Source organism: Streptomyces soli, assembly GCF_003999195.1.
Classification (GTDB): Bacteria; Actinomycetota; Actinomycetes; order Streptomycetales; family Streptomycetaceae; genus Actinacidiphila; species Actinacidiphila soli.
In genome coordinates this window covers 25951-45600 of sequence record NZ_RJVR01000135.1, presented here as the reverse complement: position 1 = coordinate 45600, position 19650 = coordinate 25951, and the positions used below count along the sequence as shown (strand labels likewise).

General features: G+C 69.2%; 19 protein-coding genes and 2 pseudogenes. 9 read left to right on the top strand and 12 right to left on the bottom strand.

Annotation, left to right across the window (positions count from 1 at the left end; all coding sequences use genetic code 11):
• Positions 1 to 265 precede the first annotated feature (265 nt).
• Positions 266 to 1324: pseudogene (locus EFK10_RS12295) on the top strand (IS630 family transposase); the annotation flags it as partial.
• A gap of 16 nt (positions 1325 to 1340) precedes the next feature.
• Here EFK10_RS12295 and EFK10_RS52010 read toward each other — a convergent pair.
• Positions 1341 to 1853: an acyl-CoA thioester hydrolase/BAAT C-terminal domain-containing protein gene (locus EFK10_RS52010; protein WP_265737501.1), complete on the bottom strand. Its 513-nt coding sequence runs from the start codon at positions 1851 to 1853 to the stop codon at positions 1341 to 1343.
• Here EFK10_RS52010 and EFK10_RS49970 point away from each other — a divergent pair.
• The gene (locus EFK10_RS49970; RefSeq protein ID WP_240677169.1) at positions 1768 to 2124 is read left to right on the top strand and encodes a hypothetical protein; all 357 of its coding nucleotides are present in this window, start codon (positions 1768 to 1770) and stop codon (positions 2122 to 2124) included. The genes EFK10_RS52010 and EFK10_RS49970 overlap by 86 nt on opposite strands.
• A complete protein-coding gene (locus EFK10_RS12285) occupies positions 2106 to 2756 on the top strand; it encodes a helix-turn-helix transcriptional regulator (RefSeq protein ID WP_240677168.1) in 651 nt (216 codons plus the stop codon). The genes EFK10_RS49970 and EFK10_RS12285 overlap by 19 nt, the downstream gene beginning before the upstream one ends.
• A 62-nt stretch (positions 2757 to 2818) precedes the next feature.
• On the opposite strand, the gene EFK10_RS12280 is transcribed toward EFK10_RS12285, so the two are convergent.
• From EFK10_RS12280 to EFK10_RS12265, 4 genes are all read right to left on the bottom strand, one after another.
• Entirely contained in the window at positions 2819 to 3127 is a 309-nt protein-coding gene (locus EFK10_RS12280) for a peptidase M16 family protein (RefSeq protein ID WP_164835950.1), read from the bottom strand.
• Positions 3058 to 4125, bottom strand: a complete 1068-nt coding sequence (locus EFK10_RS12275; protein ID WP_127355755.1) for a M16 family metallopeptidase — start codon at positions 4123 to 4125, stop codon at positions 3058 to 3060. Before EFK10_RS12275 ends, EFK10_RS12280 begins: the two co-directional genes overlap by 70 nt.
• Positions 4113 to 4700 carry a peptidase M16 family protein gene (locus EFK10_RS12270; RefSeq protein WP_127355754.1) on the bottom strand — a complete coding sequence of 196 codons (588 nt, stop codon included), beginning with the start codon at positions 4698 to 4700 and terminating at the stop codon, positions 4113 to 4115. The genes EFK10_RS12275 and EFK10_RS12270 overlap by 13 nt, the downstream gene beginning before the upstream one ends.
• 462 nt (positions 4701 to 5162) lie before the next feature.
• Positions 5163 to 5813, bottom strand: a complete 651-nt coding sequence (locus EFK10_RS12265; RefSeq protein WP_164835949.1) for a phosphotransferase — start codon at positions 5811 to 5813, stop codon at positions 5163 to 5165.
• A 16-nt stretch (positions 5814 to 5829) separates the two neighbouring features.
• Here EFK10_RS12265 and EFK10_RS47300 point away from each other — a divergent pair, with 16 nt between their 5' ends.
• Together EFK10_RS47300 and EFK10_RS12260 are read left to right on the top strand one after the other, a co-directional pair.
• Entirely contained in the window at positions 5830 to 6030 is a 201-nt protein-coding gene (locus tag EFK10_RS47300) for a hypothetical protein (protein ID WP_164835948.1), read from the top strand.
• A 589-nt stretch (positions 6031 to 6619) separates the two neighbouring features.
• Complete coding sequence (locus EFK10_RS12260; protein ID WP_127355752.1) at positions 6620 to 6778, top strand: signal protein; 159 nt, start codon at positions 6620 to 6622, stop codon at positions 6776 to 6778.
• A gap of 178 nt (positions 6779 to 6956) precedes the next feature.
• On the opposite strand, the gene EFK10_RS12255 is transcribed toward EFK10_RS12260, so the two are convergent.
• From EFK10_RS12255 to EFK10_RS12245, 3 genes and pseudogenes are all read right to left on the bottom strand, one after another.
• Complete coding sequence (locus tag EFK10_RS12255) at positions 6957 to 7313, bottom strand: hypothetical protein (RefSeq protein ID WP_127355751.1); 357 nt, start codon at positions 7311 to 7313, stop codon at positions 6957 to 6959.
• Between the two features lie 11 nt (positions 7314 to 7324).
• Complete coding sequence (locus tag EFK10_RS12250) at positions 7325 to 7864, bottom strand: TetR/AcrR family transcriptional regulator (RefSeq protein WP_127355750.1); 540 nt, start codon at positions 7862 to 7864, stop codon at positions 7325 to 7327.
• A 257-nt stretch (positions 7865 to 8121) separates the two neighbouring features.
• Positions 8122 to 8409, bottom strand: a pseudogene (locus tag EFK10_RS12245) (zinc ribbon domain-containing protein); the annotation flags it as partial.
• 205 nt (positions 8410 to 8614) lie between these two features.
• On the opposite strand from EFK10_RS12245, the gene EFK10_RS12240 reads away from it, so the two are divergent.
• The 4 genes from EFK10_RS12240 (at position 8615) to EFK10_RS12225 (ending at position 11854) form a co-directional block, all read left to right on the top strand.
• Positions 8615 to 9397, top strand: a complete 783-nt coding sequence (locus EFK10_RS12240; protein WP_127355749.1) for a TetR-like C-terminal domain-containing protein — start codon at positions 8615 to 8617, stop codon at positions 9395 to 9397.
• A complete protein-coding gene (locus EFK10_RS12235) occupies positions 9384 to 10538 on the top strand; it encodes an MAB_1171c family putative transporter (RefSeq protein ID WP_127355748.1) in 1155 nt (384 codons plus the stop codon). Before EFK10_RS12240 ends, EFK10_RS12235 begins: the two co-directional genes overlap by 14 nt.
• Before the next feature lie 292 nt (positions 10539 to 10830).
• The gene (locus tag EFK10_RS12230; RefSeq protein WP_127355747.1) at positions 10831 to 11271 is read left to right on the top strand and encodes a helix-turn-helix domain-containing protein; all 441 of its coding nucleotides are present in this window, start codon (positions 10831 to 10833) and stop codon (positions 11269 to 11271) included.
• A 13-nt stretch (positions 11272 to 11284) separates the two neighbouring features.
• The gene (locus tag EFK10_RS12225) at positions 11285 to 11854 is read left to right on the top strand and encodes a toxin (RefSeq protein ID WP_127355746.1); all 570 of its coding nucleotides are present in this window, start codon (positions 11285 to 11287) and stop codon (positions 11852 to 11854) included.
• An 8-nt stretch (positions 11855 to 11862) separates the two neighbouring features.
• Here the strand turns inward: EFK10_RS12225 and EFK10_RS12220 are convergent, their stop codons facing one another.
• The 4 genes from EFK10_RS12220 to EFK10_RS12205 all read right to left on the bottom strand — a co-directional run bounded on the left by EFK10_RS12220 (position 11863) and on the right by EFK10_RS12205 (position 19507).
• A complete protein-coding gene (locus EFK10_RS12220; protein ID WP_127355759.1) occupies positions 11863 to 15291 on the bottom strand; it encodes an aminotransferase class I/II-fold pyridoxal phosphate-dependent enzyme in 3429 nt (1142 codons plus the stop codon).
• Between the two features lie 23 nt (positions 15292 to 15314).
• Entirely contained in the window at positions 15315 to 16262 is a 948-nt protein-coding gene (locus EFK10_RS12215) for an NAD-dependent epimerase/dehydratase family protein (protein WP_127355745.1), read from the bottom strand.
• A gap of 716 nt (positions 16263 to 16978) precedes the next feature.
• A complete protein-coding gene (locus EFK10_RS12210; protein ID WP_127355744.1) occupies positions 16979 to 18481 on the bottom strand; it encodes a long-chain-fatty-acid--CoA ligase in 1503 nt (500 codons plus the stop codon).
• An 81-nt stretch (positions 18482 to 18562) separates the two neighbouring features.
• Positions 18563 to 19507 (bottom strand): DUF5996 family protein, encoded by a 945-nt coding sequence (locus EFK10_RS12205; RefSeq protein WP_127355743.1) that lies wholly within the window; start codon positions 19505 to 19507, stop codon positions 18563 to 18565.
• Positions 19508 to 19650 lie beyond the last annotated feature (143 nt).

Here is a 19650-nt window from a genome sequence, read left to right as displayed (position 1 = left end):
GTACCGCTGGCCCTGCCTCGGGCGCCGAACCGGCCACCGCTCTCACGCCTTCGCTCGTTCCGCGGCCACGCATGGCACTATCTGTGGTCTTCCCCGCCGCGAGGCCGAGAACCCCCCGCGCCCGGAATCCGCGCGGAGGGTGTTCGGGCTGATCAGGGATATCCTTTGTTTTTTCTGCGATTGCTACGGGTACCCCGAACGGCAGAGCGCCCCCGGTATCTCCACTACCAGGGTCGCTCTGTACGGCTCGGCGTGTCAGTGAATCACCGGATCGGTGGTGACCTGGCGACGCGCCCAGATGGTGCTGCTGTCCGCGCAGGGTATGGGCGTGGCGAAGATCGCCGAGGTCAGCTTCACGAGCGCGGACCGGGTCCGGGACGTGCTGCACAACTTCAACGCCGACGGCTTCGACTCCCTGTACCCGAAGTACCGGGGTGGCCGGCCGAAGACCTTCACGCTGCCCGAGCGCCGCGAGATCAAGAAGATCGCCAAGTCCAAGCCGGCCGAGCACGGCCTGCCCTTCTCGACCTGGAGCCTGGTCAAGCTGGCCGACTTCCTGGTCGCCGAGGGGGTGGTCGACGACATCAGCCACGAGGGCCTGCGCATCCTGCTCCGCCCGGTAGGCGTCTCCTTTCAACGCATGAAGACCTGGAAGACCAGCCGCGACCCCGACTACGCGACCAAGAAAGCCCGCGTCGAACACCTCTACGCGATCGCCGACGGCGAGGTCATACCCGAGGCCGGCGAGCCTGAAGTGGTTTTCTGCATGGACGAGTTCGGCCCGCTCAACCTCCAGCCCCACCCCGGCCGGCACTGGGCCGAGCGCGGCGGCAAGCACAAGGACCCCAAACGCGAGCCCCGGCCCAAGCGACGGGCGACCTACACCCGCCCGCACGGGGTCCGCCACTTGATGGCCGCCTACGACTTGGCCAAGGACAAGATGTACGGCCACGTCAAGAAGACCAAGACGCGCAGCAAGTTCCTGGAGTTCTGCCGCTACCTGCGCACCCTCTACCCCGCCGATGTGCGCATCGCGATCGTGTGCGACAACTTTTCGCCGCACCTGACCACCAAGCGGTGCCGCCGAGTCGCGGACTGGGCCGAGGCGAACAACGTCGAAATCGCCTACACCCCGACCAACAGCTCCTGGCTGAACCGGATCGAGGCCCAGTTCACCGCACTGCGCTACTTCGCCCTGGACGGCACCGACCACCCCAGCCATAAGGCCCAGGGCAGCATGATCCGCCGCTACATCATCTGGCGAAACAACCACGCCGCCGACAAACGTCTCCGCAAGGTTGTAGCCAGGGCGAACGTCGCCTGACACCTGATCAACCTGATCAGGTGCCCAGGAACACACGTCCTTCGAGCACGCTCACGATGTCAGGCCAAGCCTTTGCGCCCAGGGCCGCGTCAGCTTCTGCCGTGCCGCCGTAGCGGAACCGGTCGGACGCAGCGGCCAGCCCTTCGCCCGGCAACCGCGGGCGATGACCGGCATCGGATGCGCTGATGACCTTGACACTGCGGCCCGCCGAAGCGCCGCGCGACGCCAGCTCCTGCGCGAACTCCAGCGACGGCCACATCTCATCGTCACCACCCGCCACGAGCAGGATCTCAGCGCTCGACTTCTCGATCGGAATCACGGCCCGCGCCGCAGCCTCCCCGAAGGTCTGACGGCTGCGCTCGTAGGATGCTCGGTGGGCAATGGGCTCCTTCTCCGCTTCCGCAGGAGCCCAGTCGTCCGCTGGGGTGTGCTTTGACCAGCTGGTGGCGTGCCGGAGCGTCGAGGACGTGGGGCCGGAGGAGCCTGATGTTGCCCTGCTGCGTGTCCTGGTGACAGAGCGGATGAACACCGAGGAGGCCGTCGATGTCCTGGCCGGGTGTGTCGAGGACAGCGTGGCCCGCAGGGATCTGTCGCGGCTGTGCGAGGCCGCGACGGTCTACTTCTCGCATCTGATGCGCGACGGGCAGTTCGAGCGGGTGGAGTCCGAATGCCGGCGCCTGCTCTTCGAGGCGACCCGCAGCGGGGACGAGTACGCGGCGGGACTGCTGCTGTTGTGGCTGCCGCGGCGGGCGCGAGGGAGGCTGGGGGCCTGCGGCGGCACGTGGAAAGGGCGCTGCTGAAGCTGCGGCCGCTGGGCCCCGAGGCCGTGCTGTCCGCGATCACCATGCTCGTCGGTAATCGCGGGCTGCCGGACGTCCGGTCCTGCGCCGATCTGACGGCGGTCGTCGGCGCTTTGGGCCAGGCCGAGTGGGCGTGGGACTATGACCGGCCGATGTCGCTGCTGGTGGTGCCCGAGCTCGCGGAGCAGGTTGCCGCGCAGATGGATGCCCGGGCCTTCGAGCGGTCCTTGCGTGCCGGGGAGGCCATGGATCTGGTCGACCTGTTGTGCCATATCCTGACCGGCCGCTGGACGCAGCAGCCGGCTGGCGCCGTGGAGGAGCAGCCCCCGGGCGGTGTCCCGGATTCCGGTACGGTTGACCCTGGCCGGCTGCAGGAGTACTCCGCGCTGACCCCCCGCGAGGCGGAGGTGTCGAGTCTGGTCGCGACGGGTCTGACCAATAGGCAGATCGGGCACCGGCTCAGCATCTCCGAATGGACCGTCATCAACCATCTGCGGCACGTGATGCGCAAGCTCGGGTTCGCGTCCCGCGTGCAGGTGGCCAACTGGGTGCGAGACATCGACGGCGCGGATCCGACGGGGGCGCGCCAGGTCTTGGGGACCGCGGTCGGACGCCTGCCCAGCGGGTCCTGACGCCCCCGGCGCGGGGCATCCGGCCCCGGGCGGGCCCGACTGGCAGTCGGACCCACCCGGGGTCAGGCGCGTTCGAGTCCGGCCAGCACGGACGCGTCGGGAGCAAAGGGGCCGACCACGGCCACGTGCAGCCGGTCGGGGTCCAGGAGACTGCGCAGATCGCTCTCCATCCGTGCCCTGCCCAGGTCACGCAGCTCTTCCAGGTGGCGGTCGATGAACGCCTCGTCGATCCCGCAGGAGATGAGTTCGGTGTGCTGCTGGGCGACGGCGAGGGTGGTCTCGTATGTCTCGGCCGCGCTGGTCACCATGTGCGCGCGGACCCGCTCGAAGAGCCGGGCGTCCACGCCGTCGTCGACGGTCTGCCTGAGCACCCGCAGGACCGCCGCTGCCGCCTCCTGGCTGTGGGCGCCGTCGACGGATCCGGCCACCATGAACAGGCCGCCGGATAGGGCACGAACCGCGCCTGAAAGCCGTAGCTGATACCGAGGCGCCCGCGCAGCTCCTTGTTGAGCAGGGCGTCGGCGCTGCCGCCGAGCATCTCGGCGGCGGCGCGCGCCGACGCCCACCGAGGGTCCATGCGGTCGACGGCAAAGCAGCCCATCATGATCCGGGTCTGCCCGCCGCCTGGCCCCGGCCGCCAGACCAGCCGCGGTCCACCGCCCGGCTCGGGCGGACTGTCAGCGGCGGGCCGGCGCGCCGCCTGAAGGTGGCGGCCGAAGGAGTCGTGCACAGCGGCCTGCGCGTCCACGAGCCCCAGGTCGCACACCACGACCGCGGTCATGGTGTGCGGCGCGACTGCGGCGGCGTACAGTTCGGCGAAATCCAGGCGGTCCAGGGTCCGCCAGGACTCATCCGTGCCGCTCACCGGCCGGGCGTACCTGCTGGTGGGCGACAGCACGGACTCGCTCAGCAGCTTGTTGGCCAGCGCCGCAGGGTCATGGTCTTCCGCGGCCCGCTCGCCCGCCATGCGCCGGCGGCACGCCTGGAAGGACGCCTCGGTGGGCTCGAACCGCAGCAGCATCGTGGCGAGCGCGTCGAGCAGCGTGGGCAGGTCGGTGACCGGGCAGTCCGCGACGACCTTGGGCCCCCGGTGGTCGCAGCCAGTCGTGATCGTCCCACCGATCTTGGCGACCACGCTTACCGGGCCGGACCGCGAGTGTGGCGCGTCGGTGAGCATCATCGCCGTATACGCGGCCACCGCTCCTTCCTTGTCCCGCGCTTCGGCCTGGGTGGGCAGGGCGACCGAGACGGTGACGGTGGCGACCAGTCGGCCTGGCATGTACACCAACTTCACGGTCATTCCGTTGCCGAGCACAACGGTCCGCGACGGGGGGAACCGCCACGGCGCGGGTGCGTTCACACGATCCATGCGGTGCTCCGTGGGCGTTCGGCGTGGAAGACGACGACGGCGGGGTCGGCCAGGTTCCGCCCGGCGATCAGCGCGGTCTGCTCGGCGCTCACCCGGCGTAGGTCAGTGAGCCGGCCGGTCAGCCGCGGTCCCGCGTCCTGGGGCGTGTCCGCGGGTCCCGGCGGGCGCGCAGCCTCACTCCTGCACAGTTCTTCAGCGCAGGACCGCGCCCGGCTGAGCATGCCGAGGTAGTCCTTGGCCCGCCGGGCTTTCGCTGCGGTCAGCACGTCCTGCTTCGGGCCGGTGCGGGCGAGCCGGTCCAGCCGCTCGGTGACCGCCTGATCGAGCGCGTCGATGTCGGCGCCGGCGGGCACGGACAGCTTGAGCAGGCCCAGTGACGGGCCGGTGCCGTTGGGCACGTGCTGAGCCGAGGCGCCCAGCACATGATGACGAGCGACCAGGTCCGCGCCGAGGACCGACCAGGGGGCGCCGGCCAGCAGCGCCATCGTCACCTTGCCGGCCGCCGCCAGCCGGGTGTGCTGCGACGGCAGGGCGAAGGTGTAGCGGAGCACCCCCGTGGGCTGGCCCTCCTGCACGTCCTCGCGCCGCCGACCCGGCGCCGCTGGTGGGACCGGCGGGGCGTCCTGCCCCGACAGGGACGGGCGGCGCCGTGTAGCACAGCCCCAGGCTCCATGTCTGGACGGTCGGGGACAGCGCGGGGGCGCCGCGGCCCACGTCGAACAGCACGTGCCGGCCCACCGGGCTCTCCAGCGGCGCGGACCTGACCACGGCTGCGGTCTTGCTGGTGCGGTGCGGAGTCGCCTCGCGCAGCAGGTCCTCGAAGGCGTGGTCGCGGCGGATGTCACGCACATCGGGGCGGCGCCCCGAACCGGAATGCCAGTGCCGGTAAAGCGCCCAGCCCAGTTCCCTGCGCAGCTGCAGCGGTGTGTCGTGGGAGAGGGTCTCGTCACCGACGGTCACGGCGTGGTTGTCGCGGTCGATGCGCAGGCTGTCCACCGCGCGTGCCAGCCGCTCGGGCAGTTGGGTAAAGGTGGTTGTCATGACATCAGCCCCGGGTGAAGTCCGATGGTGGAGGCGAATCGCTCGGGCTGGGTGAGCGCGTTGCGGCCGATGCCGGCCATGCCCCGCTCCGCCGCAGAGAGCTTCGCGCCGTGGACCGCGCCCGCGAGCAGGCGGTCGAAGAAGTGCCAGCCGGCGTACCCGGTGGCACGCACCGCCAGCCGCTCGTCGATCTCAGCCACCTCGCGGTACCCGTCCCAGAAGCGGCCGATGTGGTCGCGCACCTTGGCCAGTTGCTGCTCGCCGGCCGCCATGATGGCCTCGTGCGCCGCTCCCGGCGCCAGGCCCGCCTCCACGTCGAGTTCGGAGAACATCCGCGCCGCAGCGTGGTGCAGGAACTCGCCGACGAAGCCGCCGACGTCGCGCGCGGAATCGGAGTAGCGGAACTCCTCCCAGTCGATGACGAAGATGTCGTCGCCCGAGAGCAAAAACTGGTCGAGCCTGATATCGCAGTGGGTGGCCGTGGTCGGGGCGTCCGCGGACATGCCGCGGAGCCGTTCGAGGGCCTCCACAAGCACCCTGTCGTGCTGGAGCATGGCCCACGCCTCGACCTCGCCACCGCTGCAGTTCGCGAAGTCCTCGGCGGTCAAGGCGTAGAACGCTCCGACGGCCCGGCCCCCGACGAACACTGGTCCGGGGCAGCCGGTGCACCCGCCCGAGGATCCGGCCCAGCCGATACGCCAGCTCGACGTCGAATCCACCGTCGGCGAGCAGCTCGGCCGCCGTGCACGAGTCCGGCAGGCAGTCATACACCAGCAGCGACTGCTCGCGGTCCGCGCCGTAGAAGCCGATCGTGGGAACTGCCTGCTCCGGATGGGCGCGCAGGACGTCCTGGAAAGCCAGTAGGCGATTCATCCGTGCCTCGACCTGTGACGGCTCGCCGCGCAGCCGCTTGACGAACAGGTCGCCGGCCGCGGTCGGCACCCGCCAGTTGTCGTTACGTCCTGCGTAACCCTGCATGCCCTCGACGAGCGGGACGGTGCCGCTGATCGCGGCGACGGCTCGTACGAACTCGTCCGGGCGCTCCACGTTCGCCGCCTGCACCACACGGCTGCTGGGCCGTGTCGTGGGGGCGACCTGCTCTGTCGCATCCATGGCAGCGACCCTACGAACGCGCCGACGGCCACCGGTATCGCAGGAACCCGCCAGCACACCACCCAATGGCAGTGTCCGGCAGGAACCTGCCACGGCCCGGGTGCCGGCCCGCCGGGGCAGCAGGCGAACTGCAGGCAGGAGACAGGGATCCGGCAGGCACCGGCAGCCTGCGCGGTCGTGGCTCTGCCGCTGCTGGGATCGTGCGCCGGCCCGGCCCGGCCCCCGGCAGACACTCGTCATGTTCAGCGCCGCGTACGTCCTGCTTCAGTGGTGAACCAACCCGGGCTCCCCACCGGACCGGGGGACCGCCCACACCCATCATGAAAGGCCGGTACACGCCATGAACGAACTGCTTGCGGGCTACGCCAACTACGCCTCCACCGAGGCGATCCTGGAGGAGCAGCTGACCGCCGGCGCGGCCGCAGAGCCCGACAGCTCGGTCTCGCTGTCGCTGTCGGTATCGCTCTCCGTGACCTACAGCTGGAGCTGGACCTGGTAACCACGTCCACCCGGACGGCTTCGGGCGCACACCGCGCCCGGCAATGAAGCGCGGCGGCGCCGGCAGGCCTCCCAAGACCCTGGCGCCACCGCGCTTTCGCCGTCCGTCCGGGCGGCAAAGGGCAGAGGACACCCTTGACCATGGGAGCGGCGCCCGATGAGCCGCCGGCCGCAGACCGTCAGACGTGCGGGAGTGAATTTTCAATGAGTGCGACGGTGGCCCGTGGGTCAGCAACCTCAACGATGAGGCGGGAGTACCGTTCGTCGGCCAGTTCGATCACGAGAGCCTTGGCCGCGTCGTGGACGTCCCAGAAGACCCGCTCACCGTCGAGTGTGAACGTGCCGGCGGTGATGACGCCAGGCACGTGCGTGCCGGGAGCACGCAGGCCCTTCGATTCCTTGACTATCCCGGGATCGGCAGTGGCGCCACGGACGTTGGCCAGCGGGATCACCAGACGGCTCTTGAGCGCCCAGAGCTTGTCGAGCCCTTCGATCTCGACAATCAGTTCGTCGCCTTCGACATGGACCTTGGACATACGGTGCTCCTTCAGGACGGATGTGGGCCGTGCCGCAGCGTGGGGGCGCCTGATTCGGCGGTCAGGACGGCGGCTCTGACCCGCAGCCTGAGGCCCAGAAGTGTTGCGGTGAACCCCAGTGGTGACCGCATGATCTCGGCGGCTTGTCCGCTGCCTCGGCGGCGTTGCACCGCCTCGTCGAGCGAGTTCAAAGCCCGCTTCACCTCCAGGGCCACCTCGCGATCCACGGGAGCGCGTTCGACCGCCGCCAGCAACAGCAAGTCCATGCCCGCCCAGGCCATCGAGGTGGTCAAGCGCTGAAATGCCGCGGTAGCATCCTCGGCCCTTTCGATCTCGGCGATCAGCGTAGGGACCTCTTCATTGAGGCACCAGCGCAGCGCCGCGAGGTAGAGCCCTCGCTTGCTGCCGAACGTCTTGTACAGACTGTTGCGGTGCACGCCGAGGTGAGACACCAGCTCGTCAACCGAGACGCCGTCATACGCACGGTTGGCGAAAAGAACAACCGCCGCCCGAACAACCTCGGCCTCGTCAAATCCCCTTGGTCGGCCCATGACTCGACGATAAAGCCTTAAGGAACAACCAGCCAAGAACAATCGTTCCTAAATCTCTGAGGCGTGACACCCTGCTTCGCGGCCGATGCAGACCGCTTCCCGGCGGCCCACGCGGCCGGAGAGCGATCCGGACCAAGCGCCCCACCGGCTGGGAGCGGCGTGCGCCGGCTGACGAACCCGCGCTGCTCGGGTCCCGGCTCCGGCCAATCCGCTGTGCGCGGACCGCAAGGGCGCGCCGAGAGCCACCGCGACATACCTCAAACGTTGGTGGCTCCCACCGTGTCGGCGTGCGCGTTGTGGCCGCACGACTGGCAGTGGAACTTCTCCTGTGTGGGCCGGTTCTCCTTCGAGACGTGCCCGCAGTTGGGGCAGGTCCGGGAGGTGTTGCGGGGGTCCACGGCGATCGCTTCCCGTCCGGCGCTTTCAGCCTTGGCGTGCAGGATCGTCAGGAACACCCCCCATCCGGCGTCGGCAATGCTGCGGTTGAGTCCGGCCTTGGCCGCCGCCCCGTTGGGCAGGAACGCGCCCGGCCGGTCGGGGCCGGGCGCCCCGCGTTACCAGCCATCCAGCTCACCGAAGCGATGCTGTGTCGCTCCGCGGCGCAGCGCCAAGGATCGCCTTCACCCCCGGCTGAAGCCGGGGGTACCCGGCGATAGGGGATGGAAAGGGTGTGGCCGGATCACAGCGCACGGCCGAGGCGCTTGGGCGACTGCGCTTATGGCCGTGGTAGCGCACAGGTACGGTTTGGCCATGGATGTTTCCGGAACGAGCGCCGCCGATGAGAAAAGCAGGCTGCCGGCGGTCATCAAGGCCATGGCGCGCCAACTGCTGGTGAAACTGGGTGCTGGAGGGCTGTCCCTGGATGCCGTTGCGCGCGGCAGCGGTCTTGCCGTCACCGACGTGGAAGCCGTCTTCCCGCATCGCAACGACCTGCTGACCGCGCTGGTCATCGACGCCTACAACGAGTCCGGCGCCGCGATGGAGCAGGCTGATCAGGCCGCCAGGGACGCCCATGCGTCGGCGGGCGCGCGGCTCCTGGCGGTTACTCGCGCACTGCGGCAGTGGTCCTTCGACAGCCCCGCCGAGTTCACGCTGATCTACGGCTCGCCCGTTCCGGATTACCACGCCCCGCAGGACACGGTCCGGGCCGCCTCGCGCACCCCCGCGGTGCTGGCCGGCATTGTGCGTTCGGCGCTTCAGGCCGGTGAACTCACCCCGCCCCGGCGGGTGGTGCCCGGGCCGCCGCTGCTCCTGCCGGAGGCCGTGGAGCTCTTCGGCGGCGTACCCGGGGCTCCGTTCTCGGACATCATCGAGCGCGGCATCGTGCTGTGGAGCAATCTGATCGGGCTCCTGGTGTTCCAGGTCTTCAGCCGTACCCACGACAGCGTCCGGGACGAGTCCGCGTTCTTCGACTTCGCCATCGCCGTGGCGGCCGAAGGTATCGGACTCGTCGTTCCCTTGGGCGACAACACCGACGAGACCGTCCGCCGCGTACGCGGCACCGGCGGGGAATCAGGCCGTGAACACCATTAGAACCCTCTGCTTCGTCATTGCGGCGCTCTCGTCGTATGCCGCGCTCGTCTACCGGCTGTGCCAGGTAAGGCGCAGCTGGCGGGACAGCGCCTACCGCACACTGGTGATCACTCTGCTGCTCCAGTGCCTCACCTTCACGATGGGTGCCGTCGCCATGGGAAGCAAGAGCTTCCTGGGCGTCGGCAACCTCGCCATCCTGGTGATGCATGTGTCTGCGGTCGCCTTCTGCGTCAGCGCGCAGATCATCCTGCTGCACTGGGCGACCGCCGCCGAGGAGGCGGTACGCAAGACCCGCTACTGGCTGATGACCGGCATCGCCCTCAACGCGCTTTTGATCGCACTGTTCTTCATCGCCGACGGCCCCGGCCGGCCGGCTTCGGACTTCAACACTGGCAGCGGCCGGCCACTGGTCCTCGCCTACCTGATGATCTTCATCGTCTCCCAGGCGGTTCCGTGCGTCACCATCTTCCGCCAGTGCGGCCCGTATGCCCGTATGGCCGGTAAGGCCTCGCTGCGGCAGGCCCTGCGGCTGCTCTCCGTCGCCGCGGTAGTCCTCTTCCTCTACTGCCTCGCCAGGACGGTCAACATCCTCACCGCTGCGTGCGGGATCGACATCGGCGTCTGGCAGGTCACCGCCTCCGTTTTCAGCGCAGCGGGCATCGTCACCCTCTCGCTCAGCCTGACTGTCTCCTCCTGGGGAGCCTCAGCCGCCAAATTGGTTGCGTGGGCGCACAGTTACCGGTCGTACCGGGCCCTCTACCCGCTCTGGCGGGACCTGTACAAGTCCTCCCCGGACATCGTCCTGGAGCCGCCCGGGACTTCGGTCTCCGACCTCAACTACCGCCTCCACCGGCGGGTCATCGAAATACGGGACGGATGGCGGGACTTGCGCCCCTACATCGACCGCACCTCCAACGGCGTCGCGGCAGCGGACCCCGGGGCGAGCGAGGAGTCGCGGCAGGCGTTGGCCGAAGCGGCACAGATCAGACAGGCCCTGCACGCCAAGCGCACCGGCACCATCCCCGACGACAACAAGGACGCCGGCGACTTCGAAGACCGCGACACCGACAACCTCACCGCGGAGGTCGCCTGGCTCACCAAGGTCGCAACCGCCTACCGTAGACTCAGCAACACGGGTTGAGCTCCCGCTCGGCCTGTCCCCGTCAGGCCGAGCGGGCTTCCCCCGTGTTTCCTGTCGGGCCGTGCGGGTGTGCCCCGCCCGGCCCGACCGACCCACCCCCCCCGGAGGGGGCAGGCCAGGCCGACATGACCGGCAACCAACTCGGCTACCCCCGTGAGCAAAGTTAGCTGCCAGCTATCGACGAGGTCCACGTTGGCGGAGTCCCGGCAGATTGTCAACTGACAGCTAATCTGCGAAACTGACGGATAGCTGAGAGCAAAAGGCCGAGGAGGTGACGGGAGGGAGATTCACCATGTCCGAGACTGACGACCGGCCCGTACTGGCAGTGCGTCTGGACAACCTCTTCAAGACGGTTCGCCCCAAGGGCAAGAACTGGACCAATGCCGAGGTTGCGGAGGAGCTGAAGGGGGTCAACCCCGAACTGAAGGTCGGGGGTGTGTATTTGTCGCAGTTGCGGACGGGTAAACGCTCCAATCCCTCACCGGACCTACTGGCTGCCCTGGCTCGCTTCTTCGGCGTGTCGGTCGCCTACTTCTTCGACGACCAGGTCGCCGAGTCGGTGCTCAGCGAGGTCGCCGCCATCGAGGCGCTGCGGCAGGCAGGGGTCCGTGCGGTGGCGATGCGGGCGGCCGGGATGAAGAAGGAGAACCTCCAGGCCATCACGGCCATCATGGACCAGTACCGGCAGATGCAGGGTCTTCCGCCCGTCGCCGGCCCCTCGGCCAGCGAGTGAGGGGCACAGGCCAGTGAGGGGGACCGGGAAGGGGCGGTCGGCCGATCAGGACCGCCGCAGTCAGCTCAGGAGGCTCCGGAAGGCCGGCGCGCAGCACATCGCTGAACTCGATCTGCCGACGGTGGCCGATGTGGCCGAACTCTGCCGCTACCTCGGCGAGATCCGCAACCGTCCCATCACGCTGGTCCCGATGCAGATGCCCGCGTCGCACCCGTGCGGCATGTGGGTCGCCGCGCGCGACGAGGACCTCATCTTCTACGACGCCAACACCACCAGCGCGCATCAGGAGCACATCATCTTGCACGAGCTGGGCCACATCATCTGCTGCCATCGCGGGGCAGGTTGGCTGGACGAGGCGAGTGCCCGCCTCCTGTTCCCCAACCTCGACCCCGACCTCGTGCGTGACATGCTCCTGCGCGCGACCTATGACGACGTTCAGGAACAGGAAGCCGAGATCATCGCCTATCTGCTCTCCAGGCGGGTGGGAAGCACCGGGGAGCGGCCTGGCGTGCCTGCGGCCGAGGAAGGCGGAGAATCCGGAAAAAGCGCCCTGCTCAGCCGGATCGAACGCACCCTGATCTGACGCGTTACTCATCCCCCGGCGGATGCCACCTCCTCGGCCAGGATCGACACGGCCCGTCGGATGTCGTCCTCACGGTGTTCGCTGGTGACAAAGAACCGCAGCCTCGCGAGCCCCTCCTCCACAGCGGGGTGGAAGATCGGATCGGCGATGACACCCCGGTCGAACAGAGCGTCCGCGACGCGCAGGGTCCTGGCCGAGTCGCCGAGGACACACGGCACGATCGGAGTGTTGGCACTGGAGCCCGTCGCCAGACCGGCCGAGGCGGCCAGGCCGCCGAAGAGTTCCGCGTTCCGCCGCAGAGTGCGCACCCGGTGCGGTTCCGCGACGATCAGCTCGGTGGCGGCCAGCGCCGCGGCCGCGTTGGCCGGGGTCAGGCCGACGCTGTAGACGAAACCCGGCAGCGTGTGCCGCAGCCACCGCACCATCCGGGCCGAGCCGCCGAGGTAACCGCCGCAGCTGGCGAAGGCCTTGGACAAGGTGCCCATCCACAGATCCACCTCCGACCGGTCGACGCCGAAGAACTCGCCAACGCCACGGCCGCGTTCGCCCACGGTGCCGATGCTGTGCGCCTCATCGACCATCAGCAAAGCGCCGTAACGCTTCTTCAGCTCGATCACGGCGGGCAGGTCGACCAGGTCGCCGTCCATGCTGTAGGCGCCCTCGACCGCGATCAGTACCCGCCGGAACCGGGACCGGTTGAGCCGCAGCATGTGTTCCAGCCGGCCGATGTCGTTGTGGGCGAACGGGCGTCGCGCCGCCCCGGACAATGCGCAGCCCTGGAGGATGCTGTCGTGGGCGAGCGCATCGTGCACCACGAGGTCCTGCTCGCCCACGAGGTGCCCTATCGCGGTGACATTGGTGGCATGGCCGCTCACCAGCGCCAGGCAGTCCCCGACCCCGAGGAAGTCGGCGAGCGCCCGCTCCAGCGTTACGGTCAGGTCCCGTTCGCCGGAGAGCACCCGGCTGGCGGAGACCGAGGTCCCATACTGGTCCACCGCCTGGTGCACGGCCTCGTTGACCGCCGGATGGCCGGAGAGTCCCAGGTAGTTGTAGCTGCCGAAGGACAGGTACTCCCGGCCGCCGATCACGGTCGTGTCGCGGATGTTGCCCTGATGGACCCTAAAATACGGGAAGCCGGCACCACTGCCGGCGATCGAGCTCAAGCGCTCCTCGAACTGCCGCACCTCAAGGAAGTCATCGACGCACGCGGTCGCGGCGTCCCAGTCCGCCCGCGTCTGCTGGGGCAGCAGCTCACCGGGGGCCGGCGGCTGCGCGGGGTGCGGATCGGCCAGCGCGATCAGCCGCTCGATGGTGAGGCCGGGCGAGAAGATCTCCTCGGTGCGGAAGCCCGGTATCCGTTTCCCGATGTTGACCTCCAGCTCCTGCAACATCAGGGAGTCGAAGCCGAGATCGGTCACCAGCGCCATCCGCCCGTTCAGGTCGGACAGGGGGAAGACGCCGGTCCGCGACACCGCTTCGAGCACGATGGATGCTGCCGATGCGCCATCGGCCCGCGCCGCCGCAGGCGCCGCCTCGGGCGCGTCCACCAGAGCGGGCTGGTCCGCCACCTCGCGAGCCGACTCCTCCACCGCCCAGTGGTGGCGCGGGGCGAGCGGACTCGGCGGCAAGGTGCACGGAGGTATTTGCTCCATCACCGGACGAAGCCCCGAGCCGGTGACGGCGCGCTCCGCGAGCTGGGCCAACGCGGCTGTGCGTGCCTGGGCGGACAGCGAGCCCGGCGCCGGCACGGCGACCTCCGGCAGCTCACCGGGGGGCACCGTGCCGACCATCTGCCCCGGCCCCAGCGCTCCGGTACGGCCCGCCACGGCCTCAGCCGCTGCGGTCAGTTTGGTGGCGGCGTCAGCGGCGTCCTCCGCCACCACGGCAAGTCGTTCCGCGAACGGAGCCCGGCGAGCCAGGGTGTCCGCCACCTGGGCCAGCGGCAGCTGGTCCCCGGCGATGGTGTGCGCCAGTTCCCGGGCGTAACGGGCCAGCCCGGCCCGGTCGCGGGCGCTGAGCACCAGCAGGTGCGGCCCGCCGTCCGGTACCGGGCGGACCGGTGCCGTGGTGCACTCCTCCACCACCAGGTGGACACCGGTGCCGCCGAAGCCGAAGGCGCTCACCCCCGCCCGGCGCGGTTGCCCGGACGCCGGCCATCGGGTCGGCGAAGTCGGGATGGTCAGCCGCGCGGCGTCGAGCGCGGAACGGTCGGCCAGGTCGAACCGTGGCTGCGGCGGTATCACTCCCCGCTGCACGGCCAGAACGGTCTTGATGACTCCGGCCATCCCCGCGGCATTGAGCGAGTGCCCGACCACCGCCTTCACCGCGCCGAGAAAGGCGGGTGCACCCCGCTCACCGCGCAGTTCGCGCAGGACACCGACCTCGACCGGATCGCCGACCGTGGTCCCGGTCCCGTGCGCCTCCAGGTAACCCACCGAGTCCGGGGTCAGGCCCGCATCACGGTAGGCCCGGCGCAACGCCCTCAGCTGACCGGCCGCCTGGGGATGCATACCGCCCTGCACCCTCCCGTCATTGGCCGTTCCCACACCCCGGATCACCGCATAGACCCGATCACCGGCTACCAGCGCATCGGCCAGGGACCGCAACACCAGGACCCCGGCGCCCTCCCCCAGAACGAAACCATCGGCCTCCGCGCCGAACGGCAGGCACCTGCCACTGCGCGAGATGGCGCCGATCCGACACAGCCCGACCAACAGGTCAGGGGTGAGCACCAGTTGGGCGCCACCCGCCAGTGCGATGCGACACCGCCCCGCGCGCAGTGCGAACACGGCGTTGGCCACGGCCATGAGCCCACCGGAACACGCCGAGTCCAGCGCGTAGCTCTCGCCATGCAGATCGAAGACCGAGCTGATCGTGTTCGGCCCCATGTTGACCAGGAGTCCGGCAACCGACGTACCGTGCAGCCCATCGACCGCGCGGACCGTCTCGAGCCACCCAGGATCACTCGCCCGCACCCCGAACTCGCCACCGGCCAGTTGACGTATCCGGATCTGCATGGTGCTGATCTCGCGGTAGCCGCTCTCGGTAAGTGACGTCATCACCGAGGTCTCCTCGCGGTCGAACCCCTCCGCCTCCCACCCCGCGTCCTGGATCGCCTCACGGGCCAGGTCGATCAGCAGCCGGTGCTGAGGATCCATCGACCTGGCCCGCCGCGGCGGGATGCCGTAGTGCACCGCGTCGAAGTGGCCCACATCCGGCAGCAGCGCCATGGTGTCCGTATAGGCCGAGGACGAATCACGCAGGCTGTCGCTGAGGAAGGTGGCAGCGCGCCACCGCGAGTCGGGGACGGTGGAAAACTGCGCCTGCGGGGAGTTGAGGAGCCGCCAGTACTGGTTCACATTCCGCGCCCCCGGAAACCGGCAGGCCATCCCCACAATCGCGACGTCATCACGCCGCGCTCCCGCTGAACCCACCATGGAATCGTTCGCTGTCACAGACGTCACCCGGCGGCCGCCAGCCGCTCACGCCACCAGTCCACCGTCACCGTGACCTGCTCATCGATGGAGGTGGCCCGTACCCCGAATGCGGCTTCGTAAGCGCTCGAATCAACCACGAAGGAGTGATCGAACTGATAACGGATCTCCCTCAGTTCACGGATCAGCGGGGAGAAAACCGACACGACCCCCATCACGGCCGGTGGCAGCCTGCGCACCGCGACCGGCCCCACGTCCGACCGAGCGGCAAGACGCCCGACCATCTCCCGAGCGGACAGCGCGGGCTCCGTCGGGACGTGCCAGGCCCGCCCCCAGGCCCGTTCCTCGCCCGCCACCTCGACCAGGGCCCCGGCCACATCGGGGAGATAGCTCCAGCTGTGCGGGGCGTCCGGATCCCCCAGCGTGGAAACCGGCTTGCCGCGCAGCAGCCGCGGCATGACCCGCGCGGCCAAGTGCCCGCCGTCGGTCACGCCGGGCCCGAAGAAGTCCGAGGCCCGCACCTCGACCGCCTTGATACGGCCCTGCTCATGCAGTTTCCGCGCCTGCTCCCAAACGGCGGCGCGCACCCGCCCCTTGGGGCCGGTCGCCGCCAGCGGCAGGTCCTCGGTCAGGGGACCATGACCATCCACCGGACCGTAGCCGTAAAGGTTGCCCAGCATGACCAGGACCGCCCCGGTCGCCTCGGCCGCCGCGCACACCGACGAGGCCAGCGGAGGCCATTCACTCACCCAGCGATGATAGGGCGGTGCAGCACAGCCGTAGATCGCGGCCGCGCCCTGCGCGGCCTCGATCAGCCGCTTGCTGTCCGTCGCGTCCAACGCGACATGCTCAATGCCGGGCTCCGGACTCCGGCCCGACGTGGTGACGACTCGTACTAAATGCCCTTTTTCGGCCAGCAGCCGTGCAGTGGCGGCGCCGGCGGGCCCGAAACCTAAAACGACAGAAAGGCTCACCCCCCGCACACTAGCGCGAGTATGTGTGGCTTCTGTGACAGGTGCGTCAGGGGATACCACGCGGCGGTGGATGCCCACCCTCTTCAGCCGTCAGCGAGGAATGAGTTCGTGCTCGTCAGCGGTGGCCCAGGCACGCGGGTCACCGTGCGGTGAGCTTCTGCAGTTCGTCGACGAGCTGGTCGCTCCGACGGCCTTTCACGGCCTCACACCGGCGCAGAGAAGTGAAAGGACCCACCCAACAGGCCGACGACCGCCCACGGCCACACCTGAGGGATTGTCACCGCCCAAAACCGCCTCCCCCGGCATCCCCGGCGATGTCTCAGTAGTACATACACCCTGACCCGGCCGACGCCGCGCGCGACACACCCGCCCAGACCGCCCCGGCAAGCACGCGCACAACACCGCGGGCAACCTATAGGCGGATTACAGAGAGCTTCTCTCTCCCCGTTGGAGCCCTCGTTGCCACGAGTCAGGCCCGCCTTGCAAGGGCGGGGCCCGCCCCTATCGCGGGAACCCCAGAAAAAGAGGGAACAGGCAAAGCGCGTGCCGGGCGGAGATCTGGGAGGCAAACCTGGCGGCCGCCCGCCGAAACCGCAGCTCCGAATGATGTCCCTGCTTCGCCCCGATGTCCTCTGGGCGCTCATCTGCAACCTGAGCATCTTCACACACCGGCTCGACCGTCGGACAGATCGCAGACCCATGCGAGCTCAGTCGCCTCATCGCCTGTCCGGCTCGGCCGGCGGGACGATCTCCCGCTTGAGGACCTTGCCGGTGGGCCCCTTCGGCAGCGTGTCCGTGATCCACACCTTCCGCGGATACTTGTAGGCGGCTACCTGGCCTTTGACGTAATCACGCAGTTCCTCGGCCGTGGCGTGGGCGCCCGGCTTGAGAACGACCGCCGCGCCGACCTCCTCACCGAGATCGGGGTTGGGGAGGCCGACGACCGCGGCATCGGCCACCGCCGGATGCTCGTACAGCACGGCCTCGACTTCGCGGGGGTACACGTTGTATCCGCCGCGAATGATCACGTCCTTCGTCCGGCCGACGATCCAGAAGTATCCGTCCTGGTCGACCCGGCCGATGTCGCCGGTATGCAACCAACCGTCCCGGATCACGGCGGCGGTCTCCTCGGGGCGTCGCCAATATCGCTTCATCACGTTGTGCCCGCGGATCGTGATCTCGCCGGTTTCCCCGTGCGGTACCTCCTTGCCGTCCTTGTCGACCACCCGCATCTCGACGCCCCGGATCGGGGTGCCGACCGAACCCGGCTTCGGGCCGGCCTGCAGGTTGTTGAACGAGGCGACGGGCGAGGTCTCCGACAGTCCATACCCTTCGAGCACCGGGCAGTGGAACGCGGCCTGGAAGTCGCTCAGCACCTGGACCGGCATCGCCGCGCCGCCGGACAGGGACACACGCAGCCGGGAGTCGTCGTAGGCGTCCCGGCCGGGCTGCTGCAACAGCCTGCTGAATACCGTCGGCACCCCGGCGAAGACGGTCACCCCGTGCTCGCCGAGGATTCCCAGTGCCTTCCCGGCGTCGAAGCGCGGCAGCAGCGTCAGGCACGCGCCGGAGGCGACGGCGGCGTTGAGGGTGCAGGTCTGTCCGAACGCGTGGAACAGCGGCAGCCCACCGAAAATCACATCGTCGGCGGTGAGCCGGAGCAGCTCGGCGGCCACGATGTCGCAGTTGCGGGCGAGGTTGGCGTGGGTCAGTTCGGCCCCCTTCGGCTGACCGGTCGTCCCCGAGGTGTAGAGGACCACCGCGGTGTCGTCCTCGTGCCGGTCGGTCACGTCCTCAAGGGGTGGGGCGGACACCAGCAGCTCGTCGAATGCCCCGGGACTGACGACGACCGCGTCGGCCCCGGCCTGCCGCGCACCGGCCCGCGCCTCGTCGGCGACGGCGTGCCAGGCGAACACCAGCCGGGCACCTGAGTCGCCGAGGTAGTAGGCGACCTCCCGAGACTTGAGCAGGGGGTTCATCGGAACGACGATGCCGCCGGCCCGGAGCACGCCGAAGTAGGCGATCGCGAACTCCGGGGTGTTGGGCAGCATGATCGCAACTCGATCGCCGGGTTTCACGCCGCGGTCGTGGAGCAGTCCGGCCATGCGGGCACTGCGCTCGTCGAGCGTGCGATAGGAAACGCTGTCGTCCCCGAGACGCAGCGCGGCGCGATCCGGATGAGTCCGAGCGCTGCCCACCACGTGAGATGCGAGGTTCATGCCAGCTCCTCTCTCCGGCATTCTGGTCTTTCGGCCACGCAGCCCCAGCGGGGCTGCGCCGACCACGCTCTATGTCTGTTGTTAGCGGTGTTTCCAGCGGCGTGGGTCGGCCTCCAACGCCGCCCGGTCCCAGCCGCCCAACTCGGCGGTCGCCTCATAGGTGCTGTGCAGGAATTCACTCAGCGCCCGGTCCGGATCGGCGGCGGCGGCAACCGCCTCATAGGGCAGCACGAACTCACCACTCTCCCGCTGGTATGACGCCCCTGCGGGGCGGACCGGATAGTCGGCGAAGCCGGCTGGTTCGGGATAGGCGTAGGCGTAGAACCCGCCCTCCTCACCGCCGCCGGGCCAGAACCCGCAGCTGGACATCTCCGCGGAGTACGCCTCCCTTGTCACCCGGTCCGGCAAGTTGGGGACACCGCCGGGGGGATGCGGCGGCGCGGGCCGCCCGGAGAAGCAGGTGCAGGCCAGGTCCATCGACCCCCAGAAGAAATGCACGGGGCTGGCCTTGCCGACGAAATGGGACCGGAACTCCCCGAACACCCGGCTCGCCTGGAGCAGTTGGCCCCAGAACAGGCGCGCAGCGTGCGGGTCGTAGGAGGCGTGCCGGTAGTCGTCAGCGAACGGGATAGCCGGCTCCACCTCGTTTGGCCGCGGGTGTATTCGCGTCTGAATGCCCAGTTCTCCGAGCGCGCCCATGGTCTCGGCGTAGAACTGGGACACCGGCTTGGGCTCCAGCACCAGCTCACGCCGGCTTCCGTCGCTGACACGAATGCGAAGCCGGTGGTCGACGAAGTCGAACTCGATATCGAACGCGCCAGTCCGGTACGGGATCCCGGAAGTGGTCAGCCCCTGCGGGGTGACGTAAAGGGCGACCTGCCACCAGTGGTTGAGCATGGGTGCGTGGGCCAGCCGGATCTTGCCGACGATCTGGGTCCACATGTGCAGTGTGTCCCGGGTCTCGGCCCAGTCTGCCACCCGCAGCCGTGGCCAGATCCCGACCTGCTGTGTCTTCTGCCCGATCATTGTTCCTCCCACGGGCCTCACCGCTCCGGCAACTCGCAGTCGCCAGCCTCCGGCATCGCCAAAAGCGTGCCCCGATCACCGCGCAAGACGTACACGTCGGTGATATCCAGACGGGGGTCCTGACACACGACAGGGCAGTCGAG